Here is an 18371-nt window from a genome sequence, read left to right on the forward strand (position 1 = left end):
CTCGGCGGAAGCGGCCGACGCTGGTGGTTCGTCGACGGCCGGCCGCTGGGTGACAGCGCCGCGGGGGCGCCCTTCGCCCATGCGTTCGCGGTCGGCCGGCACCAGCTCAGCGTGCTCGACGAGGGCGGCCAGACCGCCCGCCTGGAATTCAGCGTCGAGCCTTAGCGCCTGGCGCCGGCGCGCGACCTATTTTCGCCAGCGCCCGCTCAGGATTCGGCCAGCGCCTCGAGAAAGCTCTCCAGCACCAGGTGTGCGCGGCGGCCCTTGCGCGTCACCGCCGCCAGGCTGATGTCGTAGAAGCGGCTGGCGGCCTTGAGCGCGCGCAGGCGGCCCTGCTGCACCCAGGCCTGGGCGTAGTGGTCGGGCAGGTAGCCGATATAGCGTCCGGTGAGGATGAGAAAGGCCATGCCCTCGCGGTCCGAGGCGCTGGCCGTGCAGTTCAGCGCCTGGTAGTGGTTCTGCACCTCCGGCGGCAGGCGGAAGGTCGGGGCGATGGCCTCCTGGGCGTTGAGGCGCTCGTCCTCCAGCTGCTGGTCGTCGACGTAGAAGAGCGGATGGCCGACCGCGCAGTAGAGCAGCGAGCGCTCGTCGTACAGGGTCTGGTACTCCAGGCCGGACAGCGCGCCGACCTGCGGCACCACGCCGACGTGCAGGCGGCCGTCGAGCACGCCCTGTTCCACCTCCGACGGCGGCGTCATGCGGATATGGATGCGCACGTCCGGGCCCTGCGCCTTGAGCCGCGCCAGGGCGTTGGTGATGCGCATGTGCGGGATGGTCACCAGGTTGTCGGTCAGGCCGATGTTCAGCTCGCCGCGCAGATGGCGGTGCAGGCCGTTGACCTCGGTGCGAAAGCTCTCCAGCGCCGCCAGCAGCTGCAGGGTGCTCTGGTACACCTCGCGGCCTTCCTCGGTCAGGGCGAAGCCGGCGCGGCCGCGCTGGCACAGGCGCAGGCCGAGGCGCTGCTCCAGGTCGCTCATCTGCTGGCTGATGGCCGAACGGCCGATGCCCAGCGCACTTTCCGCGGCGGAAAAACCGCCGCATTCCACCACGCTGCGAAACAGCTTGAGCAGGCGGATTTCAAAGTCGCTGACCTGGGCCAGCGGATCGGGGCGGCGGCTGCTCATTTGTTTAGTAAGCCTTTAACTGAAGATAAGAAGAGTGCTGTTTTACTGACTCTATGCCCGTGGCACCTTTGCTGGCAACAGATAGGCTTTCGTAGGAGCGGCGTTAGCCGCGAATCGCTCTGAGCGGACTACGAATCACCCAAACACCGCCAGCCCGAGGCCGCCGATGAACATGCCGCAGACCGCCACCCCCTCCCTGGCCAGCCAGCTCAAGCTGGATGCCCACTGGATGCCGTTTTCCGCCAATCGCCAGTTCCAGCGCGACCCGCGGATCATCGTCGGTGCCGAAGGCAGCTGGCTGTTCGACGATGCCGGCCGCAAGATCTACGACAGCCTGTCTGGCCTGTGGACCTGCGGCGCCGGCCACTCGCGCAAGGAAATCCAGGAGGCCGTGGCCAAGCAGCTCGGCACCCTCGACTACTCGCCGGGCTTCCAGTACGGCCACCCCTTGTCCTTCCAGCTGGCCGAGCAGATCGCCGACCTGATGCCGGGCGAGCTCAACCACGTGTTCTTCACCGGCTCCGGCTCCGAGTGCGCCGACACCGCGGTGAAGATGGCCAAGGCCTACTGGCGCCTGAAAGGCCAGCCGGCCAAGACCAAGTTCATCGGCCGCGCCCGCGGCTACCACGGCGTCAATATCGCCGGCACCTCGCTCGGCGGCATCGGCGGCAACCGCAAGATGTACGGCCAGTTCATGGACGTCGACCACCTGCCGCACACCCTGCAGCCGCACCTGGCCTACACCAACGGCATGGCCGAGAGCGGCGGCGTCGAGCTGGCCAACGAGCTGCTCAAGCTGATCGAGCTGCACGACGCCTCCAACATCGCCGCGGTGATAGTCGAGCCGATGTCCGGCTCGGCCGGCGTCATCGTGCCGCCCAAGGGCTACCTGCAGCGCCTGCGCGAGATCTGCACCCAGCACAATATCCTGCTGATCTTCGACGAGGTGATCACCGCCTTCGGTCGCATGGGCAAGTGGAGCGGCGCGGAATACTTCGGCGTGACCCCGGACATCATCAACGCCGCCAAGCAGATCACCAACGGCGCCGTGCCGCTCGGCGCGGTGGTGGCCTCCAGCGAGATCTACAACACCTTCATGCAGCAGCCGTCGCCCGAGCATATGGTCGAGTTCACCCACGGCTACACCTACTCGGCCCACCCGGTGGCCTGCGCCGCCGGCCTGGCCTCGCTGGAGCTGCTCAAACGCGAGAACCTGATCCAGCAGGCGGCCGAGCTGGCGCCGCAGTTCGGCCGGGCGCTGCATGGCCTCAAGGGCAGCAAGCACGTGGTCGACATCCGTAACTGCGGCCTGGCCGGCGCCATCCAGATTGCCGCGCGCGACGGCGACCCGGTGATCCGCCCGTTCGAGGCCGGGCTGAAACTGTGGAAGGCCGGCTTCTACGTGCGCTTCGGTGGCGACACCCTGCAGTTCGGGCCGACCTTCAACGCCCGGATGGACGACCTCGACCGCCTGTTCAACGCCGTCGGCGAGACCCTGAACAGCCTGGACTGACGCTTTTTCTCCCCACTCCCGCCAGCGGGAGTGGGGCCGGGGGAGAGGGCCTCAGGCCCACCCCGCAATTCATTCGATAACGGAGAGCCCCATGAGCCTTATCCCGCACCTGATCAACGGCGAACGCGTCGCCGGCAACGAACGCAGCGCCCCGGTGTTCAACCCCTCCACCGGCGAATCGACCCGCCAGGTCGGCCTCGCCGACCGCGCCACCATGCAGCGGGCCATCGACGCCGCCAAGGCCGCCTTCCCGGCCTGGCGCAACACCCCGCCGGCCAAGCGCGCGCAGATCATGTTCCGCTTCAAGCAGCTGCTGGAACAGAACGAGAACGAGATCGCCCAGCTGATCAGCGCCGAGCACGGCAAGACCATCGAGGACGCCATCGGCGAGCTCAAGCGCGGCATCGAGAACGTCGAGTTCGCCTGCGCCGCCCCGGAACTCCTCAAGGGCGAATACAGCCGCAACGTCGGCCCGAACATCGACGCCTGGAGCGACCTGCAACCGATCGGCGTGGTCGCCGGCATCACCCCGTTCAACTTCCCGGCCATGGTGCCGCTGTGGATGTACCCGCTGGCCATCGTCTGCGGCAACTGCTTCATCTTGAAGCCGTCCGAGCGCGACCCCAGCTCCACCCTGTTCATCGCCGAACTGGCGCAGCAGGCCGGCCTGCCCAAGGGCGTGCTCAACGTGGTCAACGGCGACAAGGACGCGGTCGACGCGCTGATCCAAGCGCCCGAGGTCAAGGCGCTGAGCTTCGTCGGCTCGACGCCGATCGCCGAGTACATCTACAGCGAGGGCACCAAGCGCGGCAAGCGCGTGCAGGCCCTCGGCGGCGCCAAGAACCACGCCGTGCTGATGCCCGACGCCGACCTGGACAACGCCGTCAGCGCGCTGATGGGCGCCGCCTACGGCTCCTGCGGCGAGCGCTGCATGGCCATCTCGGTGGTCGTGTGCGTGGGCGACCAGATCGCCGACGCGCTGGTCGACAAGATAGTGCCGCAGATCAAGGCGCTGAAGATCGGCGCCGGCACCCAGTGCGGCCTGGATATGGGCCCGCTGGTCACCGCCGCGGCGCGCGACAAGGTGGTCGGCTATATCGACGACGGCGTCAAGGCCGGCGCCGAGCTGGTGGTGGACGGCCGCGGCTACCGCGTCGCCGGGCATGAGGACGGCTACTTCGTCGGCGGCACCCTGTTCGACAAGGTGACCCCGGAGATGGCCATCTACACCGACGAAATCTTCGGCCCGGTGCTGTGCATCGTCCGCGTCGGCAGCCTGGAAGAGGCCATGCAGCTGATCAACGACCACGAGTACGGCAACGGCACCTGCATCTTCACCCGCGACGGCGAAGCGGCGCGGCTGTTCTGCGACGAGATCGAAGTGGGCATGGTCGGCGTCAACGTGCCGCTGCCGGTACCGGTGGCCTACCACAGCTTCGGCGGCTGGAAGCGCTCGCTGTTCGGCGACCTGCATGCCTACGGCCCGGACGGCGTGCGCTTCTACACCCGCAAGAAGGCCATCACCCAACGCTGGCCGGCGCGCAAGAGCCACGAGGCGGCGCAGTTCGCCTTCCCCAGCAATGGCTGAGGTGAGCTGAAGCGTTGCAGCAGAGGCCGGTCGCAAGACCGGCCTTTTTGCTATCGGCCCCATGCGTATCTCCCAGCGGCCGCCTCTGGTACAACAGCCGGCAGGTAGAAAAGGGAGATGCACGATGACCGAAGCATTCAAGCTGGAGCTGCACACATACCTCGAGCGCCTGGGTTACTCCTCGGCGCCACCTCCGACCCTAGACACCCTGCGCGAACTGCAGGCGCGGCATACCGCCGAGTTCCCCTTCGAAACCCTGGCGAGCATGCTGCGCGTGCCGGTGCAGGTCGAGCCCGCCGCGATCCAGGACAAGCTGCTGCGTCAGGGCCGTGGCGGTTACTGCTTCGAGCTCAACCGCCTGTTTCTGCTGCTGTTGCAGGCGCTGGGCTTCGACGCGCGCGGCGTGACCGGGCGGGTGGTGATGGGCGGGCCGGAGGATGCCCAGCCGGCGCGCACCCATATGCTGGTGCTGGTGACCCTGGACGGCGTGCGCTACATCGCCGATGTCGGCTTCGGCGGCATGGTGCCGACCGGCCCGCTGCGGCTGGACAGCGAGGCGCAGCAGGCCACGCCGCACGAGCCCTATCGCCTGACGCTGGTGGACGGCACCTATACCTTGCGGGCGCTGGTGGCCGGCAGCTGGCGGGCGATGTACCTGTTCGATCTGCAGAAGGTGGCGGATATCGATTACGTGGTCGGCAACTGGTACGTGTGCACCCATCCGGATTCGCCCTTTCTCGGCCAGATGATCGCCGCCCGCACCGGGCCGGGCCTGCGCAAGACGCTGAACAATGGCAGCTTCGCCATCCATCGCCTGGGGCAGGACAGCGAGCGGGTGCAGCTGCAGAGCGTCGATGCGGTGCTGGAGGTATTGCGCGATGAGTTCGGCATTCGGGTGCCGGAGCATCCCGAGTTGCGCGGGATTATCGAGAGGTTGATTGCGGGGGCGTGAGCTGAGGCCTGCTGGTATCCCCGGCCGCTAGCCGCCTGTGGGAGGGCCTAGGGGAGAGGGCGCTTTTGGCTTTTTGCACTCCGACGCCGCTTGTTCGTCGTCCGTGATTACGGTTGACTCGCTTCGCTCGCCCTTCGGGCCAGCCTGCGGCTGTTACTACGCTTCGCTCCGTATCGCCCTTACGGCGACTCACTTTTTTCAAACGCCGGATGGCCGGCCCCGCAAAAAAGTAAGCAAAACGCTGTGCCCCGCCATCCGGAACTAGGCGTCCCCGTCATGCTGCGCTCGACTCCCCTCACTCCATCGTTGCTCCAGGGACCGGCGTACAAGGGCCGTCCGGCCCTTTACGCGGGGCCGCCATCGGTATCTCGCCGCATCCATGCGGCTCGCGCCTTCCGCAACGATTCCGCTCGGCCTCCTGAAGGGGCGTTTGGCGGCGCCTGATCGTTCTGTGCAGGACTACCAGAAGCCAAGCTGCAGGGCGGGTGTAACCCATGGCTTTCCGCAGTTGGGTCCACGAATCTGGTAGGCGACGCGATTCTTGATCCCGTCAGGAGGCCGAGTGGAGGTGCTGTGGAGAGGGGCGTTTGGCATGGATGCCAAACGAGGAACGATGGGCCAGGGATGGCCCACCGTGACGACCCTCGGAGCAGCGCCGGAGCGAGGGAAGTTTCGCGGAGCGAAACCCGGATGCCGGGCGCGCTTTCTCTTTGGTTACTTTCTCTTTCGCGCGAGCAAAGAGAAAGTGACTCGCCGTAAGGGCGAAAAGCGCCGTGTCGGAATGGCGCATATCTTGTGAGGCGCCTTGGTGGACAAGCTTCGCGTTGTCCACCCTACGGATATCTCAAATTATCTACTCATGAGTAAAAACTTATCGTCGTTTTCAGCTGATCTGCAAAGTCGTAAATTTCGTCCAGTGAGCCAATTGGGTGGCGCGTCTCGTTCTTTTCTTGATCAAAAATGCCGATGTATTTTTGCAGTCGATTGAAGTGAAGGCGACAGATAGGTTTTCGGTTGTTATCGTCCAGCAGAATGCCAAAGTAGCTTTGAGTATCACGCTGGACAATCCGCTTTGAATCTACAACCGAGCGGACGATTGCCTTGACTATGTGATAGCCCTCAAGTTCTTCTAGTGTGGTTATCACCTTGTCTTCCGCTGACTCGCCTTGCTGCTCTGTCGGTGCCTCATTAGGCGCTGTTACGGTAGAGGCATAACTGGGTTGAATTGCTCCACTCATCGCAGACTTCAAGCGATCATTTACTTGGTCGCTCAAGAATTGAGCAACGGCTTTGCGGGTCAGTTCCGTGAATTGTTCGCGTACTTTCTGGGTAATCATCCCGTCGTAAACGCGCGATGCGAAAAATTTAACAAAGTCGTCCTCCGGTTTGCTGAATTGCGCGGCAATTTCCTTTTTTATTTGGCTGACATACTTGAGTTCGCCAGCGGAGTTGATAATGGACTCTACGTCGAAGGCGGATTTGGTGAGTTTTATAAGCTCTGGTACTGCATGTTCATCTATGTCAAGTAGGTCCAGCTCAAGGAAGGGTTTTTCGTCCATCTTGTTAGGCGCGTCAAGATCGGTGAAAAATTTGTACACTTGACCGTTGGTAAGAATCGAAATACGTGCGTTGGTAACATGAAAGTAGCGGAATAGTTGAGAGGCATGGTTGATGTTCAATGGCTCGCCAATTTTCTTGCATTCAACCAAGATTTGAACTTCACCGTCTTTCAATATTGCGTAGTCAATTTTTTCGCCTTTCTTCGTGCCTACGTCGCAGACGAACTCTGGGGTCACTTCTGTTGGGTCAAATACGTCATATCCCAGCACGGTGTTTATGAACGGCATTACGAAGGCGTTTTTTGTGGCCTCTTCTGTTTTGATGGCTGCGCCTTGTTGGCGAATCTTAGATGCGAGGCTATTCAGTTTCTCAAAGAATTCCATATCTTGTACCTTCTTGTGTTAAACCCTTGCGCTGGGCGAAACGATGCCTACCAACATTAGCTGCAAAGCTATTTCCCCGCCTTCCGATTCCGCACATACAGCGCCTCACCCCCCGTCGCACTGCTGCCGCGCACCTGCAGCTCAAACCGCTTCGAATGCCCCTTGATCAAATCGCTGAGCTTCTTGAAGCCGTATAGCCGGGCATCGAATGCCGGGCGCAGTTTGCTGATGTTCGAGCCGAGGGCGCCGAGTTGGATCCAGCCGTCCTCGTCGTCGCTGTCGTCGATGACCTTGGCGATAAAGTCCACCGGTACCTTCTGTACCTTCGGCTTGGTGGACGCCTTGGTCGGTTCGGTGGCTGTGGTCTCGCCAGCGGCGGCTTTGGTCTTGTCGCCGTTGCTGGGCGGTTCTTCCGCTGGCTCGGCGGCGTCGGCGCGAAGGATTTCCGTATAGATGAACTTGTCGCAGGCCGAGACGAAGGGCGAGGGGGTCTTCTCCTCGCCGAAGCCGTAGACGGTCAGCCCTTCCTCGCGCAGGCGCGCCGCCAGCCGGGTGAAGTCGCTGTCGCTGGAGACCAGGCAGAAGCCGTCGAAGCGCCGGGTATAGAGCAGGTCCATGGCGTCGATGATCAGCGAGCTGTCGGTGGCGTTCTTGCCCTTGGTGTAGGCGAACTGCTGGATCGGCTGGATGGAGTGGTCGAGCAGCACCTTTTTCCAGCCGCCCAGGTTGGGCAGTGTCCAGTCGCCGTAGATGCGCTTGACGCTGGCGACGCCGTATTTGGCGATTTCCTCGAACAGGCCTTCGACTATGGCGGCGGGGGCGTTGTCGGCGTCGATCAGCACCGCGAGGTGCTTCTGCTGGCGGGAGGCGGGGGCTTTGGTGGCCATGCGGCATCCTTGCGAGAGGGGATGCCTGACCTTACTGCGAATGCTGGGGCGATGCCAGAGCGTCGATGCCCGTGGTATTCGCGCGGGGCGGGGCGCTCAACCCGTCCCGGGTCGAGCGCAACTTCCTCGTTGCGGAACGGGCGTTACTGCTCGCCCTTCAGCGCGCCGCTCAGGCCGAACATCAGCACCAGCAGGTTGGCGTCCGGTTTGGCTTGCGTCGGCGCCGGTTTGCGCGGCGGGGCGCTGGGGCAGGCTTCGGTGGCGCTGCAGTCGCGGGCTTCCAGCACGCGCGGGGCGGGTTCCTGCCAGGCAGCGGCGGCAATGGCCGTGACGCTGAGGGCGAGGCCGAGGAATAAACCTCGTGCTGTTTCTAATTTCATTTTGATAACCCCTTGAAAGCGCTGCCAAACGCTGTTCGCTAAACCTAGATCACCCACCGTTCGGTCGTGGTCTTGCGCGACGAACGGTCACTGCCTATGGCTGGCACCACCTGGGGGCTGTGCTGGGACACGGGCCGGCCCGGTTGGTTCCATCTGTGTGCGGGTAACGTCCAGGCGTCACCTTTGGTGCCTTTGGGAGCACCCTGTAGCGGCCGGCCTTGGCGGTGGGTAAGCGGGGCCAGAGTGGCGCAGCTGACCCTGCTGCCCGGCGCAAAGCTGCGGGGCAGAGCCACGTCCTGGTGAGGGTGGTGCGAAAAGATCGCCCGTAGGCGGCAAACAGATGCCGGCGCTGGGCCGGCATGTATGTTTTTTAAGCAAGAGGCGTACCGTGAATCTCTGGCAGCGTTGTCGACCCCGGCTAGCCCAGGCCATTGGCGCCGCCGGCGAATACCTGGCGATAGCCCTGCAGCAGCTGCTGCCAGTCTGCGTCCGACCAGGGGCTGTGGCGCCGCAGCTGGCGCAGGTCGTGGCGCGCGGCGCGTACCCGGCTGAGGCGCCGGCGGCTCTTTTCCAGGTCGAGCAGGGCCACCTGCGGGGCGTCGCCGTCCAGGCGTACGAAGACGTGCTTGGCGTACAGGCAGCCGTGCTGCCAGCGGCCCAGGTGCATGCGCGCCAGGGTGGCGCCGATCTGTTGCAGCAGCTGTGCGTGTCGCGCTTCGCCGCAGGCCTGGCGGCCGCCGTCGGCGTACCAGCCCTCGATATCTGCGAAACCGTCCAGCGCCGCGGTGACCAGCAGGCCGCGCCAGCCCTGCTGCGGGTCGCGTTCGACGCCGCAGTAGATCAGCTGTGGCACGGCCACGCCGAGGGCGTCGAGGGCGCGCAGCGCCTTGCGTTCGCGCAGCACGGTGGGGCGGCCCCTGGGGTGCAGCAGGCTGCGATAGAGGTGGCCGACCTGGCGCTTGGCGTACCAGACCGCGTCCTGCCGTTGCAGGCGCTGCACACCGCTTTCGCCGCCGCGGCGCTGGTTGGGCTCTTCCACCCATTCGCCGCGCAGTTGCCACCAATGTTGAAAGGGGTGTTGCTGGGTGTCGCCAGAGGTACCGAGGGTCATGGTCGTTGTTCTTTTGCCTGTCTGTCCGGGCCGCCCGCGCCCTCGGGGGCAGCCATTCGGGTGCGCCGGCGCAGCCGACACGGGGACAAACTAAGCAAAGCTCGCGGTCAAGTCCATAGAAAGCTATGCAGCGGTCGGGCGCATGGGCGCCGTGCGCCGCGTTGCGAATTGCACGCCCCCGGGGCGCCGGGGCTGGCCGTCGCACCTGGCAAGGGGCGCGACGGGGCAGGGGCTCGGTGTGCACGGCGTACCCGGCAGGGCCGTCGCCGGTATTATCTGGCCGCGCGCCGCGCCGGCTCGCGGGCCGCCCATAAAAAACCCCGCGACGAGCGCGGGGTTCTTGTTACAGCGAGGGAGCCGGGCTGGCTTACATCATGCCGCCCATGCCACCCATACCGCCCATGCCGCCCATATCCGGCATGGCCGGGGCCTTGTCGTCAGCCGCTTCGGCCACCATGGCCTCGGTGGTGATCATCAGGCCGCCGATGGAGGCAGCAGCCTGCAGGGCCGAACGGGTGACCTTGGCCGGGTCGAGGATGCCCATCTCGATCATGTCGCCATAGGTGTCGGTAGCGGCGTTGAAGCCGAAGTTGCCCGAACCCCGCTTGACCTTGTCGACCACCACGCTCGGCTCGCCGCCGGCGTTGGCGACGATCTGGCGCAGCGGCGCTTCGACGGCGCGACGCAGCAGGGCGATGCCGACGTTCTGGTCTTCGTTGTCGCCCTTCAGGCCTTCGATGGCCTGCAGCGCGCGCACCAGGGCAACGCCGCCGCCAGGCACCACGCCTTCTTCCACTGCAGCGCGGGTGGCGTGCAGGGCGTCTTCGACGCGGGCCTTCTTCTCTTTCATCTCGACTTCGGTGGCAGCGCCGACCTTGATCACGGCAACACCGCCGGCCAGCTTGGCCAGACGCTCTTGCAGCTTCTCTTTGTCGTAGTCGGAGGTGGTGTCTTCGACTTGCTTGCGGATCTGCGCCACGCGGGCTTCGATGTCGGCTTGGGCGCCGGCGCCGTCGATGATGGTGGTGTTGTCCTTGTTCAGCACCACGCGCTTGGCGTTACCCAGGTGCTCCAGGGTGGCGCTTTCCAGGGACAGGCCGACTTCTTCGCTGATCACGGTGCCGCCGGTGAGGATGGCGATGTCCTGCAGCATGGCCTTGCGGCGGTCGCCGAAGCCCGGAGCCTTGACGGCAGCGACCTTGACGATGCCACGCATGTTGTTGACCACCAGGGTGGCCAGGGCTTCGCCTTCGACGTCTTCGGCGACGATCAGCAGCGGGCGACCGGCCTTGGCGACGGCTTCCAGTACCGGCAGCAGTTCGCGGATGTTGCTGATCTTCTTGTCCACCAGCAGCAGCAGCGGGCCTTCCAGCTCGGCAACCATGGTGTCCGGCTTGTTGATGAAGTAGGGCGACAGGTAGCCACGGTCGAACTGCATGCCTTCGACGACGGACAGTTCGTTTTCCAGGCCCGAGCCTTCTTCGACGGTGATCACGCCTTCTTTACCGACCTTCTCCATGGCCTCGGCGATGATGTCACCGATGGAGTTGTCGGAGTTGGCGGAGATGGTGCCGACCTGGGCGATGGCCTTGGTGTCGGTGCAGGGCTTGGCCAGGTCCTTGAGCTGGGCGACGATGGCGCTGGTGGCCTTGTCGATGCCGCGCTTCAGATCCATCGGGTTCATGCCGGCAGCGACCGACTTCAGGCCTTCGTTGACGATGGCCTGGGCCAGCACGGTGGCGGTGGTGGTGCCGTCACCGGCGGCGTCGTTGGCCTTGGACGCGACGTCCTTGACCAGCTGGGCGCCCATGTTCTCGAAGGCGTCCTTCAGTTCGATTTCCTTGGCAACCGAAACGCCGTCCTTGGTGATGGTCGGCGCGCCGAAGGACTTGGCCAGCACCACGTTACGGCCTTTCGGGCCGAGGGTGGCTTTTACCGCGTCGGCCAGGACGTTGACGCCGATGAGCATTTTCTTGCGGGCGGAATCGCCGAATTTGACTTCTTTAGCAGCCATGTTGATCAATCCTCAGAATTCTTGACGGTTAAACGGAGACTGGCGCGAATCAGGCTTCGATGACGGCGAGGATTTCGTTCTCGCCCATCACCAGCAGGTCTTCGCCGTCGACCTTGACGGTGTTGCTGCCGGAGTAGGGGCCGAATACCACCTTGTCACCGACCTTGACGGCCAGCGGACGTACTTCGCCGTTGTCCAGCACGCGACCGGTGCCGACGGCGACGATCTCGCCCTGGTTCGGCTTCTCGGCAGCGGAACCCGGCAGCACGATGCCGCCAGCGGTTTTGGTCTCTTCTTCGCTGCGACGGATCACGACGCGGTCATGCAGAGGACGAAGCTTCATTGTCGATCTCTCCTAACAATTGATGGCCAACTTGCCGACTCTTGTGTGGCCGGCGGGTTTGTAAAATCCGGCGGAGCCGGGTGCGGTGCGCGGTGCACACCGCGAAAGTCTGACTGCCTCGGAGGGCAGGCACCTTGCGGTGACTGCTACATGTGGGCGGGCGAGGGTATTTCAAGGGCCGGGGTGCAAATTTTTTGCATCGGCGAGGGAGGTGGCATCCCGGATGGCTTGGCGCAAGCGCCAGGGCGTGGCTGTCATCTTGTCGGAGTCGGCTGGCTGGTCATCGGCGGGCTGCGGGATCGCCAGCCCGCCGGCTCCTGCGGGGGCGTTGGGGAGCTGCTTCAGTCGCGGCGTTCGTATTCGCCTTCCAGCACATTCGGACGGGGCGCCCCCGGGCGGCTCTGCCCGGCGCGCGCGGCCATATCGTCGAAGAAGGCGCGCTGGCGCAGGGCCTGTTCCTCGGCGCGGCGGCGCAGCATGCCGACCAGCAGGCGGCGGGTGAAGGGAATCAGGCAGAGCACGCCGAAGATGTCGCTGATAAAGCCCGGTAGCAGCAGCAGGCCGCCACCGACGGCGATCAGCAGGCCTTCGAGCATTTCCTGTTCGGGCAGCTCGCCGCGCGCCAGCTTCTCGCGGGCGCGCCAGGCGGTGGCGACGCCGGCCACGCGCAGCAATAGGCTGCCGAGCACGGCGGTGCCGATCACCAGCAGCAGCGTCGGCAGCACACCGATGGCGCTGCCGACCTGGATCAGCAGGGCCAGCTCGATGATCGGGAACAGCAGGAAGAGAAACAGAAACACACGCATGGGTCGAAGTGTCCTTGGCGGAAGTCGGGCTTCCCGTAGGTTCTTAATATGGGGCGCGGCGCTTAATTCAAGCTGAAACCGCGCCGTCGGTCGGCCAGTGCTCGGCGCGCGCCAGCTGCACCAGGGCCTGGCGCACCGCGCCCGGATTGCCGCACGGGGCGGGGAAGGGCAGCCAGTAAAGGCTCTGGCCGATGCGCAGGTGGAAGCCCTCGCTGTCGATGCCGGCCAGCTGCGCCGGCTCCTGCCCTGGCAGCCCGGCCAGCGCGACGTAGTGGGCGATGGCGTCGGCGTGGTCGGCGTTCATGTGCTCGACCATGCTCGCTTCGCTGCCGTCGGTCGCGAAGGGGTTGGCCAGGGCGACCTCGTCGAGCCAGTGAATGGCGCCGAAACCGCCGATGAAACGCCAGCGCACCGGTTCCAGCCGCCAGAAATCGAAATCATGCGCCCGATGGTAGTCGCGCGATTGGGGGAAAAAGCGGTAATAACGCTGGGCGGCCGCCTCGATTTCGCTTTCGTCACGCAACTGTCGTGCTTCGGCGAGCAGAGTGAGGCGGCCGACCGCCTGCACATCCTCTGCGCCGCGCTCGCCGACCAGCAGCGAGCACTTGGCGTCCTGCCCGAGATTATGGGTGTGCTGGGCGATGCGACTGATCAGGATCAGCGGCCGGCCCTCGGCGTCCAGGCAGTAGGGCACCACCGATCCGAAGGGGAAGCCCGGCATGGCCTTGGAGTGGGTGCTGAGCACGCCACGGTATTCCTTGAGCAGCAATTCTCGTGCATGCTTGCCGGCTTTCACGCTCACCTTATGACTCCTCGCAAAGAATCCGTCAGAAACGGACAGGCGCCCTAGCATAGCGGTTCGCAGGCGTCAGCGGGGCTGGTTAATGCTGCAACTTGAGGGGATAACGCGATGCAACTGAAAGACAAAGTCATCATCATCACCGGTGGTTGTCAGGGCCTGGGCCGCGCCATGGGCGAGTACCTGGCGGCCAAGGGCGCCAAGCTGGCGCTGGTCGACCTGAACCAGGAAAAACTCGACGAAGCCGTGGCCGCCTGCAAGGAGGCCGGCGGTGACGCCCGCAGCTACCTGTGCAACGTGGCCAATGAAGAGCAGGTGATCCACATGGTCGCCCAGGTGGCCGAGGACTTCGGCGCCATCAACGGTCTGGTCAACAATGCCGGCATCCTCCGCGACGGCCTGACCATCCGCGTCAAGGACGGCGAGATGAGCAAGATGAGCCTGGCGCAGTGGCAGGCGGTGATCGACGTCAACCTGACCGGGGTGTTCCTCTGCACCCGCGAAGTGGCGGCGAAGATGATCGAGCTGAAGAATGAAGGCGCGATCGTCAACATCTCCTCGATCTCCCGCGCCGGCAACATGGGCCAGGCCAACTACTCCGCGGCCAAGGCCGGCGTCGCCGCCGACACCGTGGTCTGGGCCAAGGAACTGGCGCGCTACGGCATCCGCGTCGCCGGCGTGGCGCCGGGCTTCATCGAAACCGAGATGACCGGCAGCATGAAGCCGGAAGCGCTGGAGAAGATGACCGCCGGCATTCCGCTGCGGCGCATGGGCAAGCCGGCCGAGATCGCTCACTCGGTGGCCTATATCCTGGAGAACGACTACTACACCGGTCGCATCCTCGAGCTCGACGGCGGCCTGCGTCTGTAATCGCCTGTCGCGCAAACGAAAACGCCCCGACTGGTTCGGGGCGTTTTCGTTTCTGGCAGCTGGTGCGCCGTGGGCACCGCTGCTTTTTAATGTGTGCGAGCGACGGCGAAGCGGCTCAGTTCGACCAGCGCATCGCGGTACTCGCCGGCCGGCAGCGCGTCCAGGCAGGCGATGGCGCGCTCGGCGTAGTCGCGCGCCAGTTGCGCGGTGTAGTCCAGGGCGCCGGCAGCTTCCACGGCGTCGCGGATGCTTTCCAGGTCCTCGATGCCGCCCTTCTGGATGGCGCGGCGCACCAGCGCGGCCTGCTCCTCGCTGCCTTCGCGCATGGTGTAGATCAGCGGCAGGGTCGGTTTGCCCTCGGCCAGGTCGTCGCCGACGTTCTTGCCCAGCTCGGCGGCGTCGCCCCGGTAGTCGAGCAGGTCGTCGACCAGCTGGAAGGCCACGCCGAGGTGGTCGCCGAAGGTGCGCAGGGCTTCGCTCTGCGCCTCGCTGGCGCCGGCCAGCGCCGCGGCGGCATGGGTCGAGGCCTCGAACAGCATGGCGGTCTTGCCGCGGATGACTTCCATGTAGGTCTCTTCCGTGGTGCTGGCGTCGCGCACCTTGGACAGCTGCAGCACCTCGCCCTCGGCGATCACCCGGGTGGCTTTGGAGAGGATGCGCATGACCGGCATGGAGCCCAGCTCGACCATCATTTCGAACGAGCGCGAATAGAGGAAGTCGCCCACCAGCACGCTCGGTGCGTTGCCCCACTGGGCATTGGCGGTGCTGCGGCCGCGGCGCATGTCGGACATGTCGACCACGTCGTCGTGCAGCAGGGTGGCGGTGTGCAGGAACTCGATGGTGGCGGCCAGCAGACGCAGGTCGTCGGCCCGATAGCCCAGCGCCTTGCCGCTGAGCAGCACCAGCAGCGGGCGCAGGCGTTTGCCGCCGGCGGAGATGATATAGTCGCCGATCTTCTCCACCAGCGGTACGCGCGAGACCAGTTGTTGACGGATGATGCCGTCGACGGCGGTGAAATCGTCCGCCACCACGCGGTAGAAAGCCTGGGGTTGCATCGGCGAAAGGTGCTCCTTTGAGGTTGCGCGGCATGCTAGGTGGCGGGGTGGGGGCTGTCAAGGCAAGCGCCGGCGGGCCTTGCGTGGCGTCACGGGCTTGCGTACAATCGCGCACCCTGAACTTCCCCCTGGGCATTTCCCTGCCTTACGCAATTGCAAGGGCGTCACTTCCGGCCCCGAGCAGCCATGCCAGCCAATAACGACTTTTCTAAAGCGCTGGGTGAGCAGGATCAACGGAGATTTACCATGTACGCAGTGATTGTTACTGGTGGCAAGCAATACAAGGTCACCGAAGGCGAATTCCTCAAGATCGAGAAGCTCGAAGTCGCTACCGGCGAAGCCGTGACTTTCGATCGCGTTCTGCTGATCGGCAATGGCGACGACGTTAAGATCGGCGCTCCGGTCGTAGACGGCGCTAAAGTGGTTGCCGAAGTCGTGTCGCAAGGTCGTCACGACAAGGTGCGCATCATCAAGTTCCGCCGTCGTAAGCACCACATGAAGCGTCAGGGCCACCGTCAGTGGTTCACTGAGATCAAAATCACCGGTATCCAGGCCTGATTCGTCGGCCCCGATCCCTTTATAGGAGTATTGACTCATGGCACACAAAAAAGCTGGCGGTTCTACCCGTAACGGCCGCGATTCCGAAAGTAAACGCCTTGGCGTGAAGATGTACGGCGGCCAGGTCATCAAGGCCGGCAACATCATCGTGCGTCAGCGCGGCACCCAGTTCCACCCCGGTTTCGGCGTGGGCATCGGCAAGGACCACACCCTCTTCGCTAAAGTCGAAGGCGTGGTCAAGTTCGAAGTGAAGGGCGCTTTCGGCCGTCGCTACGTGAGCGTCGTCCAGGCTTAATCGCCGGCACGCTGGAGAAGCCCTGTCCCTAGGACGGGGCTTTTTTATTTGTGTATCTTTGGTTCGCTTGCCCGATCCGCTAGCTCTGGATGATCCGGCAAGCGTTCCCTCCAGCCCGCAGGTGACGCGGGAGGCATATCCATGAAATTCGTCGACGAAGTTTCGATTTTTGTAAAAGCCGGTGACGGCGGTAACGGCATGATGGCCTTCCGCCGCGAGAAGTTCATCGAGAAGGGCGGCCCCAACGGTGGCGACGGTGGCGACGGCGGTTCGGTATTCCTCGTCGCCGACGAGAACCTCAACACCCTGATCGACTACCGCTACACGCGCAAATTCCACGCGCAGAACGGCGAGAAGGGCGGCAGCACCGACTGCACCGGGGCCAAGGGCGAGGACCTGCTCCTGCCGGTGCCGGTCGGCACCACGGTGATCGACGCCGGCACCCAGGAAGTGATCGGCGACCTGGTCAAGCCCGGCCAGCGCCTGATGGTCGCCCAGGGCGGCTGGCACGGCCTGGGCAACACCCGCTTCAAGTCCAGCACCAACCGTGCGCCGCGGCAGACCACGCCGGGCAAGCCGGGCGAGTCGCGCGACCTCAAGCTGGAGCTCAAGGTACTGGCCGACGTCGGCCTGCTCGGTCTGCCTAACGCCGGCAAGAGCACCTTTATCCGCGCCGTTTCCGCGGCCAAGCCGAAGGTGGCTGACTACCCCTTCACCACCCTGGTACCGAACCTGGGCGTGGTCAGCGTCGACCGCTTCAAGAGCTTCGTCGTCGCCGACATTCCGGGCCTGATCGAGGGTGCATCGGAAGGCGCCGGCTTAGGCATTCGCTTCCTCAAGCACCTGGCGCGTACCCGCCTGCTGCTGCACCTGGTGGACATGGCGCCGCTGGACGAGAGCGATCCGGCCGAGTCGGCGCAGGTGATCATCGACGAGCTGGGTCGCTTCAGCCCGGCGCTGGCCGAGCGCGACCGCTGGCTGGTGCTGAACAAGATGGACCAGATCCCGGAAGACGAGCGCGAGGCGCGCAAGGCTGACATCGTCGCCCGTCTGGGCTGGCAGGGCCCGGTCTACGTGGTCTCGGCCATCAGCCGCGACGGCACCGAGCGCATCTGCCGCGACATCATGCATTACCTGGAAGTGCGCGGTGAGCGCATCGCCGAGGACCCGCAGTTCGCCGAGGAGCTGGCCGAGCTGGATCAGCGCATCGAAGACGAGGCGCGCGCCCGCTTGCAGGCGCTGGACGACCAGCGTGCGTTGCGCAAGGCCGGGGTACGCAGCGTCGACGATATCGACGAAGACGACTTCGACGACGAAGATGACGACGACGGCCCGGAAATCATTTACGTCCGGGATTAAGCAAGTTTTCAACGCCGCTTAATTGCGGCGTTTTTGTAGGTGGGGCAGGCTCCATCGTTTTCTGGCTAAGGTTGGAAGATCATGCGTGACAAGGTGACCGGCGCGCGGCGCTGGGTGGTGAAGATCGGCAGTGCGCTGCTGACCGCCGACGGGCGCGGCCTGGATCGGGCGGCCATGGCGGTGTGGGTCAAGCAGATGGTGGCCCTGCGCGAGCAGGGCGTGGAGCTGGTGCTGGTGTCCTCCGGCGCGGTGGCCGCGGGCATGAGCCGCCTCGGCTGGAGCAGCCGACCGAGCGCCATGCACGAGCTGCAGGCGGCTGCCGCCATCGGCCAGATGGTGCTGATCCAGGCCTGGGAGTCGAGCTTCGCCGAGCACGGCCGGCGTACCGCGCAGATCCTCCTGACCCACGACGACCTGTCCGACCGCAAGCGTTACCTCAACGCGCGCAGCACCCTGCGCACCCTGGTCGACCTCGACGTGGTGCCGGTGATCAACGAGAACGACACCGTGGTCACCGACGAGATCCGCTTCGGCGACAACGACACCCTGGCTGCGCTGGTGGCGAACCTGGTGGAGGCCGACCTGCTGGTGATCCTCACCGACCGCGACGGCATGTTCGACGCCGACCCGCGGCACAATCCGGACGCCAAGCTGATCAACGAGGCGCGTGCCGATCAGCAGGAAGTCGCCGCTGACATGCACCAGCGGCGCGTCGGCGCCCTTGCCGAAGGGCGCGCTGAAACCGTAGGTGGTCAGCTCCTGGCTGGCGCAGGG

The 18371-nt window shown here is 64.8% G+C and carries 19 protein-coding genes; 9 read left to right on the top strand and 10 right to left on the bottom strand.

Features of this window, described 5'->3' with window-relative positions; all coding sequences use genetic code 11:
- The coding region (locus N878_RS27020; protein WP_156350907.1) for a hypothetical protein at window positions 1–165 on the top strand (165 nt) is incomplete at its 5' end.
- 41 nt (window positions 166–206) lie between these two features.
- Here N878_RS27020 and N878_RS20005 read toward each other — a convergent pair.
- Window positions 207–1124, bottom strand: coding sequence for a LysR family transcriptional regulator (locus tag N878_RS20005; RefSeq protein WP_021445326.1), 918 nt, complete (start codon window positions 1122–1124; stop codon window positions 207–209).
- 166 nt (window positions 1125–1290) lie between these two features.
- Here N878_RS20005 and N878_RS20010 point away from each other — a divergent pair, with 166 nt between their 5' ends.
- The 3 genes from N878_RS20010 (at window position 1291) to N878_RS20020 (ending at window position 5177) form a co-directional block, all read left to right on the top strand.
- Window positions 1291–2637: an aspartate aminotransferase family protein gene (locus N878_RS20010; protein WP_021445327.1), complete on the top strand. Its 1347-nt coding sequence runs from the start codon at window positions 1291–1293 to the stop codon at window positions 2635–2637.
- A gap of 91 nt (window positions 2638–2728) precedes the next feature.
- Window positions 2729–4225, top strand: a complete 1497-nt coding sequence (locus N878_RS20015; RefSeq protein WP_021445328.1) for a CoA-acylating methylmalonate-semialdehyde dehydrogenase — start codon at window positions 2729–2731, stop codon at window positions 4223–4225.
- 124 nt (window positions 4226–4349) lie between these two features.
- On the top strand, window positions 4350–5177 hold the full coding sequence (locus N878_RS20020) for an arylamine N-acetyltransferase (RefSeq protein ID WP_021445329.1): 828 nt from the start codon (window positions 4350–4352) through the stop codon (window positions 5175–5177).
- A gap of 857 nt (window positions 5178–6034) precedes the next feature.
- Here the strand turns inward: N878_RS20020 and N878_RS20025 are convergent.
- The 8 genes from N878_RS20025 to N878_RS20060 all read right to left on the bottom strand — a co-directional run bounded on the left by N878_RS20025 (window position 6035) and on the right by N878_RS20060 (window position 13463).
- Window positions 6035–7120: a type I restriction endonuclease gene (locus N878_RS20025; protein ID WP_021445330.1), complete on the bottom strand. Its 1086-nt coding sequence runs from the start codon at window positions 7118–7120 to the stop codon at window positions 6035–6037.
- A 68-nt stretch (window positions 7121–7188) separates the two neighbouring features.
- The gene (locus tag N878_RS20030; RefSeq protein ID WP_021445331.1) at window positions 7189–8007 is read right to left on the bottom strand and encodes an NYN domain-containing protein; all 819 of its coding nucleotides are present in this window, start codon (window positions 8005–8007) and stop codon (window positions 7189–7191) included.
- A gap of 143 nt (window positions 8008–8150) precedes the next feature.
- The gene (locus N878_RS20035) at window positions 8151–8387 is read right to left on the bottom strand and encodes a hypothetical protein (protein WP_031303580.1); all 237 of its coding nucleotides are present in this window, start codon (window positions 8385–8387) and stop codon (window positions 8151–8153) included.
- 418 nt (window positions 8388–8805) lie between these two features.
- Window positions 8806–9498, bottom strand: coding sequence for a lipopolysaccharide kinase InaA family protein (locus N878_RS20040; RefSeq protein ID WP_021445333.1), 693 nt, complete (start codon window positions 9496–9498; stop codon window positions 8806–8808).
- A 367-nt stretch (window positions 9499–9865) separates the two neighbouring features.
- Entirely contained in the window at window positions 9866–11512 is a 1647-nt protein-coding gene (gene groL, locus N878_RS20045; protein ID WP_031303582.1) for a chaperonin GroEL, read from the bottom strand.
- A 49-nt stretch (window positions 11513–11561) separates the two neighbouring features.
- Complete coding sequence (locus tag N878_RS20050; RefSeq protein WP_021445335.1) at window positions 11562–11855, bottom strand: co-chaperone GroES; 294 nt, start codon at window positions 11853–11855, stop codon at window positions 11562–11564.
- A gap of 341 nt (window positions 11856–12196) precedes the next feature.
- A complete protein-coding gene (locus N878_RS20055) occupies window positions 12197–12661 on the bottom strand; it encodes an FxsA family protein (protein WP_021445336.1) in 465 nt (154 codons plus the stop codon).
- 67 nt (window positions 12662–12728) lie between these two features.
- Window positions 12729–13463, bottom strand: coding sequence for a HugZ family protein (locus tag N878_RS20060; protein ID WP_021445337.1), 735 nt, complete (start codon window positions 13461–13463; stop codon window positions 12729–12731).
- Between the two features lie 108 nt (window positions 13464–13571).
- On the opposite strand from N878_RS20060, the gene N878_RS20065 reads away from it, so the two are divergent.
- Complete coding sequence (locus N878_RS20065) at window positions 13572–14330, top strand: SDR family oxidoreductase (RefSeq protein WP_021445338.1); 759 nt, start codon at window positions 13572–13574, stop codon at window positions 14328–14330.
- A gap of 86 nt (window positions 14331–14416) precedes the next feature.
- Here the strand turns inward: N878_RS20065 and N878_RS20070 are convergent, their stop codons facing one another.
- Entirely contained in the window at window positions 14417–15385 is a 969-nt protein-coding gene (locus N878_RS20070) for a polyprenyl synthetase family protein (RefSeq protein ID WP_021445339.1), read from the bottom strand.
- A gap of 246 nt (window positions 15386–15631) precedes the next feature.
- Here N878_RS20070 and rplU point away from each other — a divergent pair, with 246 nt between their 5' ends.
- The 4 genes from rplU to proB all read left to right on the top strand — a co-directional run.
- Window positions 15632–15943 (top strand): 50S ribosomal protein L21, encoded by a 312-nt coding sequence (gene rplU / locus N878_RS20075; protein ID WP_021445340.1) that lies wholly within the window; start codon window positions 15632–15634, stop codon window positions 15941–15943.
- Between the two features lie 37 nt (window positions 15944–15980).
- A complete protein-coding gene (gene rpmA / locus N878_RS20080) occupies window positions 15981–16238 on the top strand; it encodes a 50S ribosomal protein L27 (protein WP_031303584.1) in 258 nt (85 codons plus the stop codon).
- Between the two features lie 141 nt (window positions 16239–16379).
- A complete protein-coding gene (cgtA, locus tag N878_RS20085; RefSeq protein ID WP_021445342.1) occupies window positions 16380–17597 on the top strand; it encodes an Obg family GTPase CgtA in 1218 nt (405 codons plus the stop codon).
- Between the two features lie 81 nt (window positions 17598–17678).
- The coding region (gene proB / locus N878_RS20090) for a glutamate 5-kinase (RefSeq protein WP_021445343.1) at window positions 17679–18371 on the top strand (693 nt) is incomplete at its 3' end.

The organism is Pseudomonas sp. EGD-AK9 (assembly GCF_000465935.2).
Taxonomy (GTDB): Bacteria; Pseudomonadota; Gammaproteobacteria; order Pseudomonadales; family Pseudomonadaceae; genus Aquipseudomonas.